The organism is Luteipulveratus mongoliensis (genome assembly GCF_001190945.1).
Lineage (GTDB): Bacteria > Actinomycetota > Actinomycetes > Actinomycetales > Dermatophilaceae > Luteipulveratus > Luteipulveratus mongoliensis.
Genome location: NZ_CP011112.1, coordinates 765,604 through 780,114, shown reverse-complemented (window position 1 = coordinate 780,114; position 14,511 = coordinate 765,604). Strand labels below are relative to the sequence as shown.

The following is a 14,511-nucleotide window of genomic DNA, read 5'->3' as shown; positions in this document are numbered from 1 at the left end:
AAGTGACTCGCCAACTCGCAAACGTCTCCCCTCGAGGGGAGCCACCTGAGAGGTAGCGAGTCACTTTGCTACTGCGATCGGGCCGTTCATCGACGCGCGAGGCGGGCGCCGACGATGCCGCTGACGGCGTAGCCGGAGAACCGGCCGATCGGGATCAACCAGCCGGCCTGCTCCCAACGGAAGTACGCCGGCGACGCGAGACTGGCCGCCGCGGATGCCCAGCCGACCCGCGTGGCAGCCGGCCCGATGACGCCCGCATCGCTCGCCGCGGCCGCGAGGACTGCGGTGAAGACGCCGTACGCGACGCCGTGCACCGGCCCACCCGCGACGAAGACGCGCCGCGTAGTGTCGAGGATCGCGGCGTCGTCACGCTCGATCGGCATGGTCAGCGTGCTCTGCGTCGCGGCCGACGCCGCCAGGCACAAAGCTGCTGCGCTCCCGCTGATGACGGCGGCCGTCCGCAGCGGTCCGGATCGCGGAGCGTGCTGCGCAGCCAGCTGCGCCACCGACGCCGTGAAGCGGGCCTGGGCGAGGACGGCCACGGCCTGCCAGGCGGTGCTGAAGCGGGCCGCCGTCCTGCTCTCGTCGTAGTAGGTCCGGATCTCCTGCGGCGTCGAGCCGGGCCGCGGGAACGGGCCCTTGGCCAGCCGACTCGCGCCGCCGATCGCGACCACGAAGGCCAGACCGCTCAGGGCACCCGAGAGGGCGCCTCGGTCGCGTCGCACTGTGGGTCTCATCGACTTCTCCTTGTCCTCGTCACCATAATTTTGTAGTGACTCTAATATTTGAGTCGGACCAAAGTCAACGGCTAACCTGACGACATGAGCACCGACGAGGACCGCCCGCTCGGTCTGCGCGAGCGCAAGAAGCAGCAGACCCGCGAGCGCATCGCAGCCACCGCCGTCCAGCTGTTCGCCGAGCGCGGCTTCGAGCAGGTCCCGGTCGCCGAGGTCGCCGAGGCGGCGGACGTCTCGACAGCCACGGTCTTCAACTACTTCCGCAGCAAGGAAGACCTCGTCTACGACGGCGTCGCGTCCTACGAGGAGGCTCTCGTCGATGCCGTACGCCGCCGGCCGGCCGGGACGAGCCCGGCCGACGCGTTCCGCTCGTTCCTGCTGCGACCCCGGGGCGCCTTGAACGGCGCCGGCCCGGAGGCGATGGACCGAGTGGCTCAGATCGCCGCCGTGATTGCGGCGAGCCCCACGCTGCAGGCCCGCGAACGGCACGACCAGGACCGCGCGACCCACGCACTCGCCGACGCGATCAGCGAGACCAGCGACCTTGAGGCCTCGCCGGCTTGGGTGCTGGCCCACTCCCTGATGGGAGTAAACCGCGCGATGACCGCAACCGTTCATCGCAGCGCGCTCGGCGGCCGCCGCCGCCCGAAAAGCGTTGCTGCAGAAGTGATTCGGGTCGGCACGGAGGCGTTCGACGCACTCGGCCTGCCGAGCGTTTCGGAGTCGGCTCTGACCGCTGAGGTGACCACGACGACGCTCGAGCAGACCGAATCCACGGACCTGTGGCCGTCCCGTGAGCTGCCGTCCGGCGTACGGATCGAGCATGCGACCGGCGCGACGCCCGAGCTGGTGCGCTGGCTCTACGCCACCGTCGGCGGCCCGTGGCAGTGGACCGACCGCCTCGCCTGGCCACGCTCCCGCTGGGCCGACGAGCTCGCCGAGCCCGGCTCCGAGCTGCACATCGCGTACGTCGGGGGCGCGCCAGCGGGCTACGTCCAGCTGGCCGCGGTGCCCGGCAAGGACGCGACCTCGGTCGAGATCCGCTACTTCGGGCTCATGGAGTGGGCCATCGGGCAGGGCCTGGGAGGGCCGCTGCTGGCGTACGGCATCGAGCGGGCCTGGTCTCTCGCATCACGGCACGCGATGCCACCCGTCGGGCGAGTGTGGGTGCACACCTGCACGCTCGACGGGCCGAGGGCGCTGGCGAACTACGAGGCGCGCGGGTTCCGCATCGTCGAGGCGACGACCGAGGTACAGCCGGTGCTGGCCGAGCCGATGGGTGCCTGGGCGGCGTCAGGTGGCCCCGCCTGACCCGCCCTTCTTGGCCGATAGTGCAAGCCGCGTCGCTACGAAGATCTTGGGTTCAGGGTGCTGTTGCAACGAGGAGTTCGTTGAGCTTCTCGGCGGGATTCTTCCACTGGTGTCGTTTGCGGGGTCGCCGGTTGAGCTCGATCGCGATCTGGTCGAGGTCGTTCTGGGTGTAGGTGCGGAAGTTTGTGCTGGTGCGGGGAAAGTACTGGCGTAGGAGCCCGTTGGTGTTCTCGTTGCTGCCGCGCTGCCAGGGTGAGTGCGGGTCGCAGAAGTAGACCTGGCAGCCGGTAGCGAGGGTGAATCGGGCGTGCTCAGCCATCTCGGCCCCTTGGTCCCAGGTCAACGACCTGGCCATGCTCACTGGCACCCTGCCCATCAGCTGGGTCAGTACACCGATGACCTGCGCGCTGACTCGTGAGTGCGGCAGGGCGCCAAGCATGACGTACCCGGTGGTGCGTTCGACCAGAGTCACGATCGCGCTGGAACCGCGGGCGCCGATGACCAGGTCGCCCTCCCAGTGCCCCGGCACGGCCCGGTCAGCCGCCTCCGCAGGACGGGTCGAGATGTGCAAGCCCTCGATCCACGGTTTGCGGGACCGGGCCGCCGCGGCCGTGGCGCGGGAGCGTGGTTTACGCGTGGCTCGCCCTGAGCGCAGCGCGAGCTGCCGGCCGACCTCGGCGCGGAGGCTGCCGCGGCCCTGGATGTAGATGGCCTGGTAGATCGTCTCGTGTGACACCCACATCTCCGGCTGATTCGGGTACTGCGTACGCAGCCAGTGTGCGACCTGCTGCGGGGACCACCGTTCCCGCAGCAGGTCCGCGACGGTGTGCCACAGCAGCGGCAGCGGCCCACCCCACGACGGGCGCAGCTTCCCACCATGGCACCGGCGCGCCCGGACCCGGTACTGCCGCTGAGCCTGCCGGTGCTCATACACCCACCGATAGCACCCGCCCCGCCGGCCGGAACCGGCCGCGTGCCGCCCCGAGGGCGACCGCGCCCCAGACCCACCCATACGCGCACCCCGGTAGGAATGGTTACGACGCACCTCTCGCCACACCGTGCTCCGATCCCGACCAAGCACCGCAGCGATCTGTGGAAACGTCAGGTCCTGACCGAACAGCACCTCGATCTGAGCACGCTCCGCGAGCGACAACCGCTTTCCAGGCATGAGCACATCCTTCGCCGTGCTCGTTGCAACAGCTCCTTGAAACCGCCGATCCGCGAAGCGACACGGCTTGCACTATCGACCCGGGTCGGGGCGGCAGTACGTTGACCCCCATGGCGACCCCCTTGTCCGCTGAGACCGCGCCGGCCAAGACCGGCGCTGCGGCGTCCGTGGAGGCCAACGGCCTCAACGTGATTGCCGAGTCCGAGCGTCACGGCACCCCGCGCTCGCTGTTCTGGCCGTGGTTCGCGGCCAACATCTCCGTGCTCGCAATCCCTTACGGCGCGTACGTTCTCGGCTTCGGCCTCAGCTTCTGGCAGGCGCTCCTGGCGATGGTGCTCGGGACCATCCTGTCGTTCCTGCTGTGCGGCTTCGTGTCACTCGCCGGCAAGCGCGGATCGGCACCGACGATGGTGCTGTCGCGGGCCTCGTTCGGTGTGGACGGCAACCGGGTCCCGGCGTTCCTGTCATGGCTGCTGCTGGTCGGGTGGGAGACCGTACTGGTCGTGCTCGCCACCCTCGCGAGCGCCACCGTGTTTGACCGTCTCGGCTGGGGCGGCGGCAACGAGACCAAGGTCATCGCGCTCATCGTGGTCGCCGGAATCACCGTGGTGACAGGCGTTTTCGGCTTTCAGATCATCATGAAGGTGCAGACCTGGATCACGCTCGCGACAGGCGTACTCACCGTCGTCTACATCGCGCTGTCATTCGACGAGATCAGCTGGGACGCCGTCACGGCCCACAAGAGCGGCGGTCTGCCCGAGGTGATCGGCGCCGTCGTACTGCTCGTCACCGCGCTCGGACTGGGCTGGACCAACGCGGCAGCCGACTACTCCCGCTATCTCCCCCGCGGCGTCTCGGGCAAGGGCGTCGTCTTCTGGCCGACCTTCGGCGCCTCGCTCGGCCCGCTCGTGCTGATCTTCTTCGGCATCTTGCTCGCCGGGTCCGACGAGAAGATCTCCGCCGCAGTGCAGTCCGACCCGATCGGCGCACTGACCACCATCCTGCCCACCTGGTTCCTCGTGCCCTTCGCGCTCGTCGCGATCCTCGGGCTCATCGGCGGCACCGTGCTCGACATCTACTCCTCCGGCCTGTCGATGCTCAGCATGGGCATCAAGGTGCCCCGCTACGTCGCAGCCCTCATCGACGGCGTCGTGATGACGGTGGGCGCCGTCGCGGTCGTGTTCTTCGCCGACGACTTCGTGGGTCCGTTCCAGGGCTTCCTCATCACCGGCGGTGTCCCGCTCGCCGCATGGTGCGGAATCTTCCTCGCCGACATGATGCTGCGCCGTCGCGACTACCACGACGAGGACCTGTACGACGCGCGCGGCCGATACGGCTCGGTGCGCTGGTCGGCCCTCGCCCTCCTCGCGCTCGGGACTGCCGTGGGCTGGGGGCTCGTCACCAACACGTTCGCCGACTGGCTGGAGTGGCAGGGCTACCTGCTCGACCCGTTCAACCTCGGCGGCAAGGAAGGCACCTGGGCGTACGCCGGTCTCGGCGTCCTCGTGTCCCTCGCCATCGGCTTCATCGGCACTGCGCTCCTGACCCGCGGGGAGGTCGCCCGCCAGGAGGCTCTCGACGACGCTCCGACGGACACCGCACGCGCCGAGGCACCCGCATGACCGCTGACGTCCTCGTCGTCATCGATGCTCAGCAAGTCTTCGCCGACCCCGAATCCCCGTGGGGCTCACCGATGTTCGCGGAGGCGTGGCCGCACATCGAGAAGCGAGTGAGGTCGTACGGCGCGCGCGTCGTGGTGACTCGGTTCGTCGCCCCGGCGATGCCTGAGGGCGCGTGGGTGCCGTACTACAAGGAGTGGCCGTTTGCGCTCGAGCCGTCGGATTCGCAGCTGTACCAACTGGTTCCGGGCCTTGAGGGACGCCAGGCGGTCGATGAGACGACCTTCGGCAAGTGGGGCGCCAAGCTGAGGGCTGCCATCGCGGACGCCCGGTCCGTCGAGCTCGTCGGCGTCGCCACCGACTGCTGCGTCATCTCGACCGCCCTCCCGATGGCGGACGCCGGCATCGCCGTCACCGTGCCCGCCGAGGCATGTGCCGGATCGACACCGGACAACCACGCCAAGGCGCTCGACGTGATGGCGCTCTACGGCCCGCTCATCACCGTCGAACGCTGAGGGCGGTCACCTGGCTCGGCCCACGTCGTCGCCGTATCCGTGATCAGGTAGGTCAATGGACTTCACTGATGTGCTGAAGATGCGCCGGATGGTCCGGGACTACTTGCCCGATCCCGTGCCACCGGAAGCGCTGCGCCGGATCGTGAAGATGGTCCATCGCGCGCCGAGCGCGGGGTTCAGCCAGGGGCACCGGCTGATCGTCATCACTGACCCGTTGATCCGGAAGCAGATCTCTGACCTGTGTGACCCGCCCTACGCGGGCACTCTGGCCGCCGGCTGGATCGCGAAGGCGCCCGTCCTCATCGCGGTCTGCGTCCGGGAGGCGTCGTACCACGAGCAATACACCAAGCCGGAGCGGCTCGACGAGGACGGTAACGAGATCGAGTGGGTCGTGCCCTACTGGTGGTTCGACAGCGGCAGCCTGTTCGTGCTGCTCCAGCTCGCGGCCGCGAACGAGGGCCTGGCGACCGGGTTCTTCGGCCCGCACGAAGACGGGCTCGAGCAGATCCTCGAGCTGCCGGACGATCTCGGACTCGCCGGCATCCTCACCCTGGGCTACGCCGGGGCGGCAGCAAAGCCCTTGGCGGTGCTCAAGAAGCTCCAGCTGCCGTTGGAAGACCTCGTCGAGTGGCGCTGAAGATACGTGATCGACCGGCCGAGTTCTGACGAGTTCTTTACCTGACGCAGCGGATCGGCCTCGACCGAGCGGTCGTCCCAAGCACGGACCACTTCATCCTGAACCGTGCTGGGGGAACTGTCATGACAACACGTCGCAATCGTCTACTCGTCATCACTCTGGTCGGCGCTGGCCTGCTCGGTCCGGCCGCCCTGGTCGTCGGCGTCCCGCACTCGTCCGCCGCCAGCCGACATTCCGCAGCGACAGCAGACAAGGCCCAGCTGCCCGGCGGGTACGACGATCCTGCTGCTGAGGACCTTCGCGACCAGCGCGCGAAGCTGCAGAAGAGCGGCAAGCCGTTCATCAGCAGCAACCTCGCCGCTCTCTACCTCGACGTCACGTCACTGACCAAGGCCCCCGGACCTCTGCAGCTGTCCCACAGCCGGGGCCAGGTGGTCGACGTCGCGGCGATGGATCCGATCCGTCGAGCCGCACTCAACCTCACCGATCCGGCCATCAAGAGGGTCTTGATCCTCACCGGCGTCAGCGACCCGGAGAGCGGATTTCATTCCGAGCCAAAGGTTCTCGCACAGGGTGTCGAGGCGCTCAAGCGGCTCGGCGTCAAGGATCCCGAGCACGAGCTTGCCGTGCGTGGGCGCGCCATCGGCTCTGAACGGTCGTTCTGCACAGGCGGCGCCAGCTGCACGTGGGCGATCAAGCAAACGATCCCGAACGCCAAGGGCTTCTGGCTCACTCGGCACACTCCCGGCCAGAAGACAGCGGCCGACAACCTGCAGTCCAAGTGGAGCCAGTCGCTCTCCGCTGACAAGGATCGTCGCGACCAGGCAACGAAGATCCGCGGTGCCCTCGATGCCGACGATGCCCAGACGGGGTCGCCCACCGCGCTCGAGCAGCAGATCTCCAAGCCCGGTGGCATCGACTTCTCCGAGCTGAACCTGCGCTACCTGTCCGACGAGCCCAGCGCGAACGGCCGCCAGGTGCAGTACGCCTTCACGGCGCCCGCCGGGCGCACATCGAAGGTGCAGGACGGCGTACACAGCGTGACCGCCACCTCCGACGCCTTCTTCGTCTGGATGGCACTGCCGAAGTCGTCCTTCTGGGTCAACCTCAACCCCAACGAGCCGAACCGCGTCATCGAGAAGTCATTCGGTCGTACGGACGCCGGCCGAGTCCTGCTGCAGGCCGACCTGGAGCTGAAGCGGACGGTGGGTCGACTCATCGATCCGCGCACCTCGCTCGGCAAGCAGTACTGGGACAAGCTGCAGGGCCAGGAACGCTGCGTGTCGATGCGCCAGTGGATCGTCCCGCTGCCGGCCACGGTCCGCGCGACCGACACCCAGCTGTCCATCCTCGACGCGCCACTCGACGTCAAGATGGAGACGCAGTACCTCTCAGCCAAGAACAAGGGCGAGGTCAGCTCCTGCCGACGGGGCACGGCAGCCGAGCAGGCCAACAACGAGCGCGTCTACCGCCAGATGGTCCTGCCGCGCGTCAAGCAGGCCGTGAACCACGGTCCCCAGTTCGCCGACCTGCGCAAGGTCTACCTGAGTCGCGTCGCCGCGGAGTGGGTCACGGGCCGCAACGCGAAGGGCCAGCCCACGGCGTACGACGACGTGGTCGGCTCCGGCGACATCTCGCCCTGGGTGACCAAGACGGGCTGGACGCCGCGACAGACGTTCGATGCCTACCGCAAGGACTACGTGCACAAGCAGTGGAAGGTCGAGACGCGCGAGCGCCGCGGCAACTACGTGCGGGTGAACTCGTACGTCTACGGCGGCGTCGACCTGTCGCGCCTGTCCTTCAAGCCGGTCGCGCCCAAGACGTACGACAAGCAATGGGGCACGTTCGCCAAGCGGACGAAGGACGTCCCGGCGTCGTCTCGTCCGCTGTTCGAGGGGACTCGCGCGTACGTCGGTGGTGCTGTGCCGACCGGATCGGTGGCTCCGCCCACCGGACCCAAGCCGCCTCAGCCGACACTGCCCGTGCCGACCGAGCCCGCACCGACGCCGACGTCAACGCCGTCGAGCCCGGCACCGACACCCACCCCGTCAGCAACGCATCGCTCGGTCCCGTGGCCGACCTCGTTGCCGAAGAGCATCCCGACCAAGCTGCCCAAGGGGATCCCGACCGAGCTGCCCACTGCGCTGCCGACCTGGCTCCCCACGGAGATGCCGAAGCACACCTCACCGGCGCCCCGTCGTACGACCTCGTCTCCATCTACCGAAGCCACGGCGGAGACTCCCAGCACCACACAGCAGGTGTCGGGGCCACCCGTGCAGACAGACTTCGTCCAGCCGGAGGAGTCGACCTCGCTCACGCCGTTCGTCGGGTTGGGAGCGCTCGTGGCCGGTTTCGGTGCGACGCTCACCGTGGCTCGAAAAAGGTTGAAGCGGTGAGGCACTCGGCCGGGTAGCGTCCTGGCCATGGCACTCGCGGCGTACAAGGACCTGTGTATGGACGCTTCCGATGCGCACGCGCTCGGCCGCTTCTGGTCACCGCTGCTGGGCTGGGATCACCATCCGCACGACGATGGTGATTCCTGCCTGCGCGCGGGCGAGGCGGTCGAGGTCTGGATCAACACGGTGCCCGAACCGGTGACCGTCAAGAACCGCCTGCACATCGACGTCAACGTCACCGCGCTCGAGCCGCTCATCGCGGCTGGCGCCACGGTGGTCGACGCGGACTCGTTCTCGTGGATCACGATGCGCGACCCGGACGGCCAGGACTTCTGCGCGTTCGTCCGTGACGAGCAGCGGGAGCCCCAGTTCTACGAGATGGGCTGGGACGTCACGGGTGACGCGTCGGCGGCTCGCGAGCTGGCAGCGTGGTGGGCTGACGCCCTGGGAGCCACAGCCACCGACCATGAGGACGGGTCCTCCTCCGTCACGGGCATCACGGGGGCGCCGTTCGAGGCGATCGTGTTCGCGCCGGTGTCGGAGCCCAAGACGGTCAAGAACCGCATCCACATCGACGTCACCACCGACGACCTCGACGCTCTGGTCGCCGCCGGCGCCACCGTGCAGCGGCCCAAGGGCGACGACGGCATCGACTGGAACCTGATGACCGACCCGGCAGGCAACGAATTCTGCGCCTTCACACCCGTCTGAACCACTGGCTGGTCGAGTAGCCGGAGCGCCAGCACACCACCGCTGGTCGAGTAGCCGGAGCGCCAGCGGAGGCGTATCGAGACCAAGGTGCGCGCGGTCGCCGGGTCTCGATACGGCTCGCCCTTGGGGCTCGCCTACTCGAGCAGCGGAGCTGCTGGCGTACGGAGTGTGAGACGAACTCGCGAGTAACCACGTCCACCGGACCAGACTGACCCGGTGCGCATCGGAATCCTGACCAGCGGCGGCGACTGCCCCGGCCTCAACGCCGTCATCCGCGGAGCCGTCATCAAGGGCGACCGGATCCACGGCCAGACCTTTCTCGGCATCAAGGACGGGTGGCGCGGCCTCATCGAGGACGACATCATCCCGCTCCCCCGCCACGACGTACGCGGCCTGTCGCGCCAGGGTGGAACGATCCTCGGGACGTCACGCACCAACCCGTTCGACGACGGCGGGGTCGAACGGATCCGCGAGGTCATGGCCCACCACCAGATGGACGCGGTCATCGCGATCGGCGGCGAGGGCACGCTCACCGCGGCCCGACGGCTGACCGACGAGGGCATCCGCATCGTGGGTGTGCCCAAGACGATCGACAACGACCTGTCCGCAACCGACTACACGTTCGGCTTCGACACGGCTGTCGCCATTGCGACCGAGTCGATCGACCGGCTGCGCACCACCGCCGAGTCGCACCACCGCTGCATGGTGGTCGAGGTCATGGGCCGGCACGTCGGCTGGATCGCGCTGCACGCCGGCCTCGCTGCGGGCGCGCACGCGATCCTGATTCCTGAGGTGCCGCAGTCGCTTTCGCAGATCACCGAGTGGGTCGAGGGTGCGAAGTCGCGCAACCGCGCGCCCGTGATCGTGGTCGCCGAGGGCTTCACGATGGACGGCGAGGAGCACGTCGTCGCGCCACGTGGGCTGGATGCGTTCGGCCGGCCCCGGCTGGGCGGCATCGGCGAGCGCCTCGGCCCGATGATCGAGGACGCGACCGGGATCGAGACCCGCACCGCAACGCTCGGCCACCTCCAGCGCGGAGGCGTGCCATCGGCGTACGACCGGGTCCTGGCCACGCGATTCGGCACCGGAGCGATCGACGCGGTCGTCGACGGAAGGTGGGGAACCATGGTGTCCCTCAACGGGATCGACATCGAGACCGTCGATCTGCACGACGCGACCACGGTGCTGAAGACCGTGCCGCAAGCGCGCTACGACGAAGCCGCCATCCTCTTCGGCTGAGGCTGAGGCGGACTGGGTCAGCGGCTCAGCGGCGGATGCCGCGCATCGCCTTGGCCCAGCGCACGAGCTGGTCGACGGTCGTACTGAGGTTGCCGCTCTGGTAGTCCCGCGGCTTCATCTGCGAGAAATCCTCCATGTCGTCATAGATCGACAAGGACACCTGGGCGCGCACCGTCGTGACCTGCAGCTCGCCGAGCACCGACTTGAGCTGCTCGGCACAGCGCAGGCCGCCCGAGCTGCCGTAGACCACGAGTCCGGCTGCCTTGTTGTTCCACTCGGCGTAGAGGAAGTCGAGCGCGTTCTTCAACGGCGCGGGCATGCCGCGGTTGTACTCCGGTGTGACGAACAGGAATCCGTCGTAGCCCTCGATCGTCTCGGACCATCGGCGGGTGTGCTCGTGGGTGTAGTGGCCGGACGACGCCGGCTCGGGCTCGTCGAGGAACGGCAGCCCGACCTCCTCGAGGTCGAGCACGTCGTACGACGCATCGTCCCGGTCGCGTAGGTGCTGCATCACCCACTCGGTGACGTTGGGTCCGACGCGGGTCGGGCGAGTACTGGCGGTGACAACGGCGATCCGTAACGTGCTCATCGAAACCCTCCCGCATGCAGCGAGCGATTCCCCCGGTCCCCACTCTGGCGCACGAACTCCGTTCGTGGTGCTGGAGACCGGCAACGATTCCGGACGACGCGAATGCGCAGTCACGTACGCGTCAAGTGCACTTCGGCGCCGCTACAGTCCTTCACCGAGACCGAGCGCACGGGCGCCCGGAGCCGAGACAAACGGGGCTCGACATGAACATCACGAAGGTGCACAGCCGGCGTACGACGCGGGCCGGCCTCAAGGGCCTGGCAGCGGCCGGGGTGGTCGCGCTGGCCCTCACCGGGTGCGGCGACGACAAGAAGGACAGCTCCGGTGGCGGCGGCTTCCCGTTCGGCACGAAGAGCGCCGACTCCGGCAATGACGGTGGCGACAGCACCGCCGCGGGCGACGGCACCGGCGAGGACGTACAGATGTCTCCGCTGCACGGCGACTGGAAAGAGTCCCCCGGTCAGTCCGAGCAGGTCCAGAGCAAGCTCAGCTCACAGGGCTTCGAGTGCACCAAGCGCGAGGACGGCGAGGCGGACGTACGCGTCTGCTCCAAGGGCTTCGTGATCAAGGCGGCGGACCAGTACGACAGCGACCACGTCCTCGTCTCCAACCTGCGCTACGTCTCCGACGCCAAGGGCACCGTGCTGCTGGCAGTCATGGACAGCTCGGATCGCCAGGACGACCCGACCAAGAAGATCATGGCCGAGGCGTTGCTCTCCCCCGCTGACGCGGCGGTGTTCCTCGCGGACGGCAAGAACCTGACCTGGGGCTCGGTCGCGGACTTCACCGGCGGCGACGGCACGATCCTGAGGGTCAAGGGTTGGCAGCAGTCGACCGAGTACAAAGCGACTTTCAAGCCGCTGAGCATGACCAAGGAGAAGGCGCTTCCGGCCCTCCAGTCCGCCCAGCTGACCTGCAAGTTCAGCAGCAACGACCTCTCGAACACCAGCAAGCAGGGCCTGTCGTGCAGCGATCCGTCGTTCAAGCCCAGTGACGAGGACGGTTCGATGGCCGGTGGCAGCGCGGGCGCTGAGCTGAGCGACGACGGTGAGGGGATCACGTCGATCGTCATCGACGGCTCCCACTCGAAGAAGCCCTCCGAGAACATCCGTGGCGTCCAGACGATCATGCCCAAGGTGAAGTCCGCGCTGAACGACCCGGGCATCAGCGCGGCGGTCGACTGGGCAACGAAGCACCTCGACGGCACCCCGCACTCGGCGTACGTCGGTCAGTGGCGCGTCGACATCGTCGTCGTGCCGGAGGGCGGCATCGCCAGCTGGCCCTATGTCAAGGTCGGGATCGGTCGCGAGCAGGACGACCTCGGCTTCAAGAAGCCGACCTACGGCAGCGGCAGCGACTACGACACGTCCCCGTCGTCCTCGCCCACCTACTGAGGCTCACACGTACTGAGGGCTTACACCGCAACCGGGGCGAGAGGCTCTGGCTCCGGTTCGGGCTCGTCCTGCTTGGGGTGCGGGTAGGACGGCTCGACCCGGAGCACCCGCGCGATGCCCACGGGCAGGTACCAGTTCCAGTCGCCGAAGAGTGAGACCAGGGACGGTACCAGCAGTGACCGGACGATCGTCGCGTCCAGCAGGATGCCGAAGCCGAGGCCGGTGGCCATGACCTTCAGGTCAGTTCCCGGACCGGACGCGAGAGCTGCGAACGACAGGAACAGGATGAGCGCCGCGCTGGTGACCAGCCGTCCTGTCCGCCCGATGCCCTCGATCACCGCGGCGTCGGTGGACCGGCCCTTGTCGTACTCCTCCCGGACCCTGGACAGGATGAAGACCTCGTAGTCCATCGAGAGCCCGAACAGGAACGCGAACACCATCAACGGGATCCAGAAGGTGATCGCCCCGGTCTCCTGGATGCCGAACACCGCGTCCGAGCCGAAGCCGTACTGCCAGAACAGCACCATCAGGCCGTACGTCGCGGCCAGCGAGATGAGGTTCAGCAGGACCGCCTTCAGCGGCAGGAGCAGCGAGCGGAACGCGCGGACCAGCAGCACGTAGGTGATCAGCGCGATCACCAGCAGCATGAGCGGGAAGTTGCCGTAGACCCCCTTGAGGAAGTCGATCTGCGCCGCGCCGATGCCGGTCACCCCGAGCACACCCGGCGTCCCGTCAGCGGTGACCTTGACCCGCTTGACCACGTCGATGCTCTTGGAGTTGACGGTTTCCTGGTTCGGGATCAGCACGACGACGGTGTGACCGCTGCGGTTGTTCGCCGGACCGGTCGGCACCAACGCGCTCTTGATCCCCTCGACCTTGGCCAGGCTGGCGGCGACGTCCTTGGCCTTGCTGGTCTCGGTGAGGACCTCGATCGGGGTCAGGTTGCCGGTGGACGCGCCTCCGCCCTTGAGCGTCTGGAACGTCTGGTACGCCGGACCGTTCGTGGCCAGCGAGTCGGACGCGGACTGGCCGATCTTGATGCCGAAGAACACGCCGGTAAGGACCAGGAGAGCGACCAGAGCAGTGCCCGCAGCGAGCACGCGATGGTGGACGATGCCTCTGGCCCAACCGCTCCAGACTCGGCTGGCCGTGTTCTCGTGGCGGATCTTCGGCCAGTCGATCCGGGGGCCGATACCGCCGAGCAGAGCCGGCGTGAGCGTGAGCGTCGCGAAGACGGCGGCGACCGGGATCAGCGCACCGCCCAGCCCGACGCTGCGCATGAACGGCACCGGCAGCACGATGAGGGCCAGCAGCCCAATCGCCACGGTGACACCACTGAACAGCACCGCGTGACCGGCGGTCGCCATGGCGACCTTGACGGCCTCCTCGTTGTCGCGGCCGTGATCTCGTTCCTCGCGCCATCGCGTGACGAGCAGCAGCGAGTAGTCGATCGCGACGCCCAGGCCGACCAGCGCGACCAAGAACTGCACGATGAATGACACATCGGTCAGGTAGGTCAGCGGGAGCAGCATCACGAACGTCGCCAAGATCGAGACGGCGGCCACGACCAGCGGCAGGAACGCCATGAACGAGGCGAAGACGAAAAGCAGCACGGCCAGCGCGCCGATGGCACCGAGCATCGTCTCGGCGAGCACCCCAGCTCCACCGCCCTGATCATCACCGGCGGCGAGCGCGTCCAGCCCGGTCACCCCGGCCGTCGCTCCTGGTGGCGTCGCGGAGACCAGGGCCTTCGTCATCGCGTCGGTCGGCAGCGAGAAGCTGGCGTCGTGCGGGTCGAACGGCCAGAACGCCATGGCGTACGCCGTCCGCCCGTCGGTCGTCCGGAACGCCGCCTGGTCGCCGGTGTTGGCCTCATCGAGAATGCGCAGGCCAGGCACCTGGGTGCCGACGGCCGCAAAAGCCCGGGCCACGTCGGCCTCATGCCCAGCCACCGTCTGGCCCTCGGGCATGGTGACGGCGAGCAGGAACGGGGACGTGTCGCCGCCGTTGCCGAACTCCTTGACGATCTTGGTGGCGGCCTCCGAACCCGGCTGCCCCGGCAGGGAGAAGTCCGCCGTCATCCGGTCGGTCGTCTTACCTGAGGCGAAGATTCCCACGGCCACGACGAGGGCCCAGAAGAGCATGACCCACCGGCGGTGATGAAGAACGAACTCGGCCCAGCGACCCATGATGTG

General features: G+C 68.1%; 12 protein-coding genes. 8 read left to right on the top strand and 4 right to left on the bottom strand.

Translation table 11 applies throughout. The features are described 5' to 3' along the window. Positions 1-86 precede the first annotated feature (86 nt). The gene (locus tag VV02_RS03650) at positions 87-737 is read right to left on the bottom strand and encodes a hypothetical protein (protein ID WP_157063259.1); all 651 of its coding nucleotides are present in this window, start codon (positions 735-737) and stop codon (positions 87-89) included. A gap of 84 nt (positions 738-821) precedes the next feature. On the opposite strand from VV02_RS03650, the gene VV02_RS26810 reads away from it, so the two are divergent. Continuing rightward, positions 822-2,048, top strand: a complete 1,227-nt coding sequence (locus VV02_RS26810) for a TetR/AcrR family transcriptional regulator (protein ID WP_083449878.1) — start codon at positions 822-824, stop codon at positions 2,046-2,048. A gap of 52 nt (positions 2,049-2,100) precedes the next feature. Here VV02_RS26810 and VV02_RS03640 read toward each other — a convergent pair whose 3' ends face one another. Next, positions 2,101-3,216, bottom strand: a complete 1,116-nt coding sequence (locus tag VV02_RS03640) for an IS30 family transposase (RefSeq protein ID WP_052589906.1) — start codon at positions 3,214-3,216, stop codon at positions 2,101-2,103. Between the two features lie 110 nt (positions 3,217-3,326). On the opposite strand from VV02_RS03640, the gene VV02_RS03635 reads away from it, so the two are divergent. The 6 genes from VV02_RS03635 to VV02_RS03610 all read left to right on the top strand — a co-directional run bounded on the left by VV02_RS03635 (position 3,327) and on the right by VV02_RS03610 (position 10,333). Then, positions 3,327-4,838 carry a purine-cytosine permease family protein gene (locus VV02_RS03635; protein ID WP_052589904.1) on the top strand — a complete coding sequence of 504 codons (1,512 nt, stop codon included), beginning with the start codon at positions 3,327-3,329 and terminating at the stop codon, positions 4,836-4,838. After that, positions 4,835-5,350 carry a cysteine hydrolase family protein gene (locus tag VV02_RS03630; RefSeq protein ID WP_052589902.1) on the top strand — a complete coding sequence of 172 codons (516 nt, stop codon included), beginning with the start codon at positions 4,835-4,837 and terminating at the stop codon, positions 5,348-5,350. The genes VV02_RS03635 and VV02_RS03630 overlap by 4 nt, the downstream gene beginning before the upstream one ends. A gap of 55 nt (positions 5,351-5,405) precedes the next feature. After that, positions 5,406-5,987: a nitroreductase family protein gene (locus tag VV02_RS03625; protein WP_052589900.1), complete on the top strand. Its 582-nt coding sequence runs from the start codon at positions 5,406-5,408 to the stop codon at positions 5,985-5,987. Positions 5,988-6,109: 122 nt separating this feature from the next. After that, entirely contained in the window at positions 6,110-8,383 is a 2,274-nt protein-coding gene (locus VV02_RS26805) for a hypothetical protein (RefSeq protein WP_052589899.1), read from the top strand. A 27-nt stretch (positions 8,384-8,410) separates the two neighbouring features. Then, on the top strand, positions 8,411-9,094 hold the full coding sequence (locus VV02_RS03615) for a VOC family protein (RefSeq protein WP_157063258.1): 684 nt from the start codon (positions 8,411-8,413) through the stop codon (positions 9,092-9,094). Between the two features lie 216 nt (positions 9,095-9,310). Then, complete coding sequence (locus VV02_RS03610) at positions 9,311-10,333, top strand: ATP-dependent 6-phosphofructokinase (RefSeq protein WP_052589897.1); 1,023 nt, start codon at positions 9,311-9,313, stop codon at positions 10,331-10,333. Positions 10,334-10,358: 25 nt separating this feature from the next. Here the strand turns inward: VV02_RS03610 and VV02_RS03605 are convergent, their stop codons facing one another. Then, the gene (locus tag VV02_RS03605; RefSeq protein WP_052589896.1) at positions 10,359-10,922 is read right to left on the bottom strand and encodes an NADPH-dependent FMN reductase; all 564 of its coding nucleotides are present in this window, start codon (positions 10,920-10,922) and stop codon (positions 10,359-10,361) included. A gap of 203 nt (positions 10,923-11,125) precedes the next feature. Between VV02_RS03605 and VV02_RS03600 the strand changes: the two genes are divergently transcribed. Then, the gene (locus tag VV02_RS03600) at positions 11,126-12,316 is read left to right on the top strand and encodes a hypothetical protein (RefSeq protein WP_052589893.1); all 1,191 of its coding nucleotides are present in this window, start codon (positions 11,126-11,128) and stop codon (positions 12,314-12,316) included. A gap of 20 nt (positions 12,317-12,336) precedes the next feature. Here VV02_RS03600 and VV02_RS03595 read toward each other — a convergent pair whose 3' ends face one another. Then, complete coding sequence (locus VV02_RS03595) at positions 12,337-14,505, bottom strand: MMPL family transporter (RefSeq protein WP_052589891.1); 2,169 nt, start codon at positions 14,503-14,505, stop codon at positions 12,337-12,339. Positions 14,506-14,511 lie beyond the last annotated feature (6 nt).

Excerpts from the sequence above, each read along its gene's own strand:
- VV02_RS03615 (WP_157063258.1), top strand. The coding sequence starts at position 8,411 with ATGGCACTCGCGGCGTACAAGGACCTGTGTATGGACGCTTCCGATGCG.
- VV02_RS03650 (WP_157063259.1), bottom strand. The coding sequence starts at position 737 with ATGAGACCCACAGTGCGACGCGACCGAGGCGCCCTCTCGGGTGCCCTG.
- VV02_RS03600 (WP_052589893.1), top strand. The coding sequence starts at position 11,126 with ATGAACATCACGAAGGTGCACAGCCGGCGTACGACGCGGGCCGGCCTC.
- VV02_RS03640 (WP_052589906.1), bottom strand. The coding sequence starts at position 3,216 with ATGCCTGGAAAGCGGTTGTCGCTCGCGGAGCGTGCTCAGATCGAGGTG.
- VV02_RS03625 (WP_052589900.1), top strand. The coding sequence starts at position 5,406 with ATGGACTTCACTGATGTGCTGAAGATGCGCCGGATGGTCCGGGACTAC.
- VV02_RS03605 (WP_052589896.1), bottom strand. The coding sequence starts at position 10,922 with ATGAGCACGTTACGGATCGCCGTTGTCACCGCCAGTACTCGCCCGACC.
- VV02_RS03595 (WP_052589891.1), bottom strand. The coding sequence starts at position 14,505 with ATGGGTCGCTGGGCCGAGTTCGTTCTTCATCACCGCCGGTGGGTCATG.
- VV02_RS03630 (WP_052589902.1), top strand. The coding sequence starts at position 4,835 with ATGACCGCTGACGTCCTCGTCGTCATCGATGCTCAGCAAGTCTTCGCC.
- VV02_RS03635 (WP_052589904.1), top strand. The coding sequence starts at position 3,327 with ATGGCGACCCCCTTGTCCGCTGAGACCGCGCCGGCCAAGACCGGCGCT.
- VV02_RS26810 (WP_083449878.1), top strand. The coding sequence starts at position 822 with ATGAGCACCGACGAGGACCGCCCGCTCGGTCTGCGCGAGCGCAAGAAG.
- VV02_RS26805 (WP_052589899.1), top strand. The coding sequence starts at position 6,110 with ATGACAACACGTCGCAATCGTCTACTCGTCATCACTCTGGTCGGCGCT.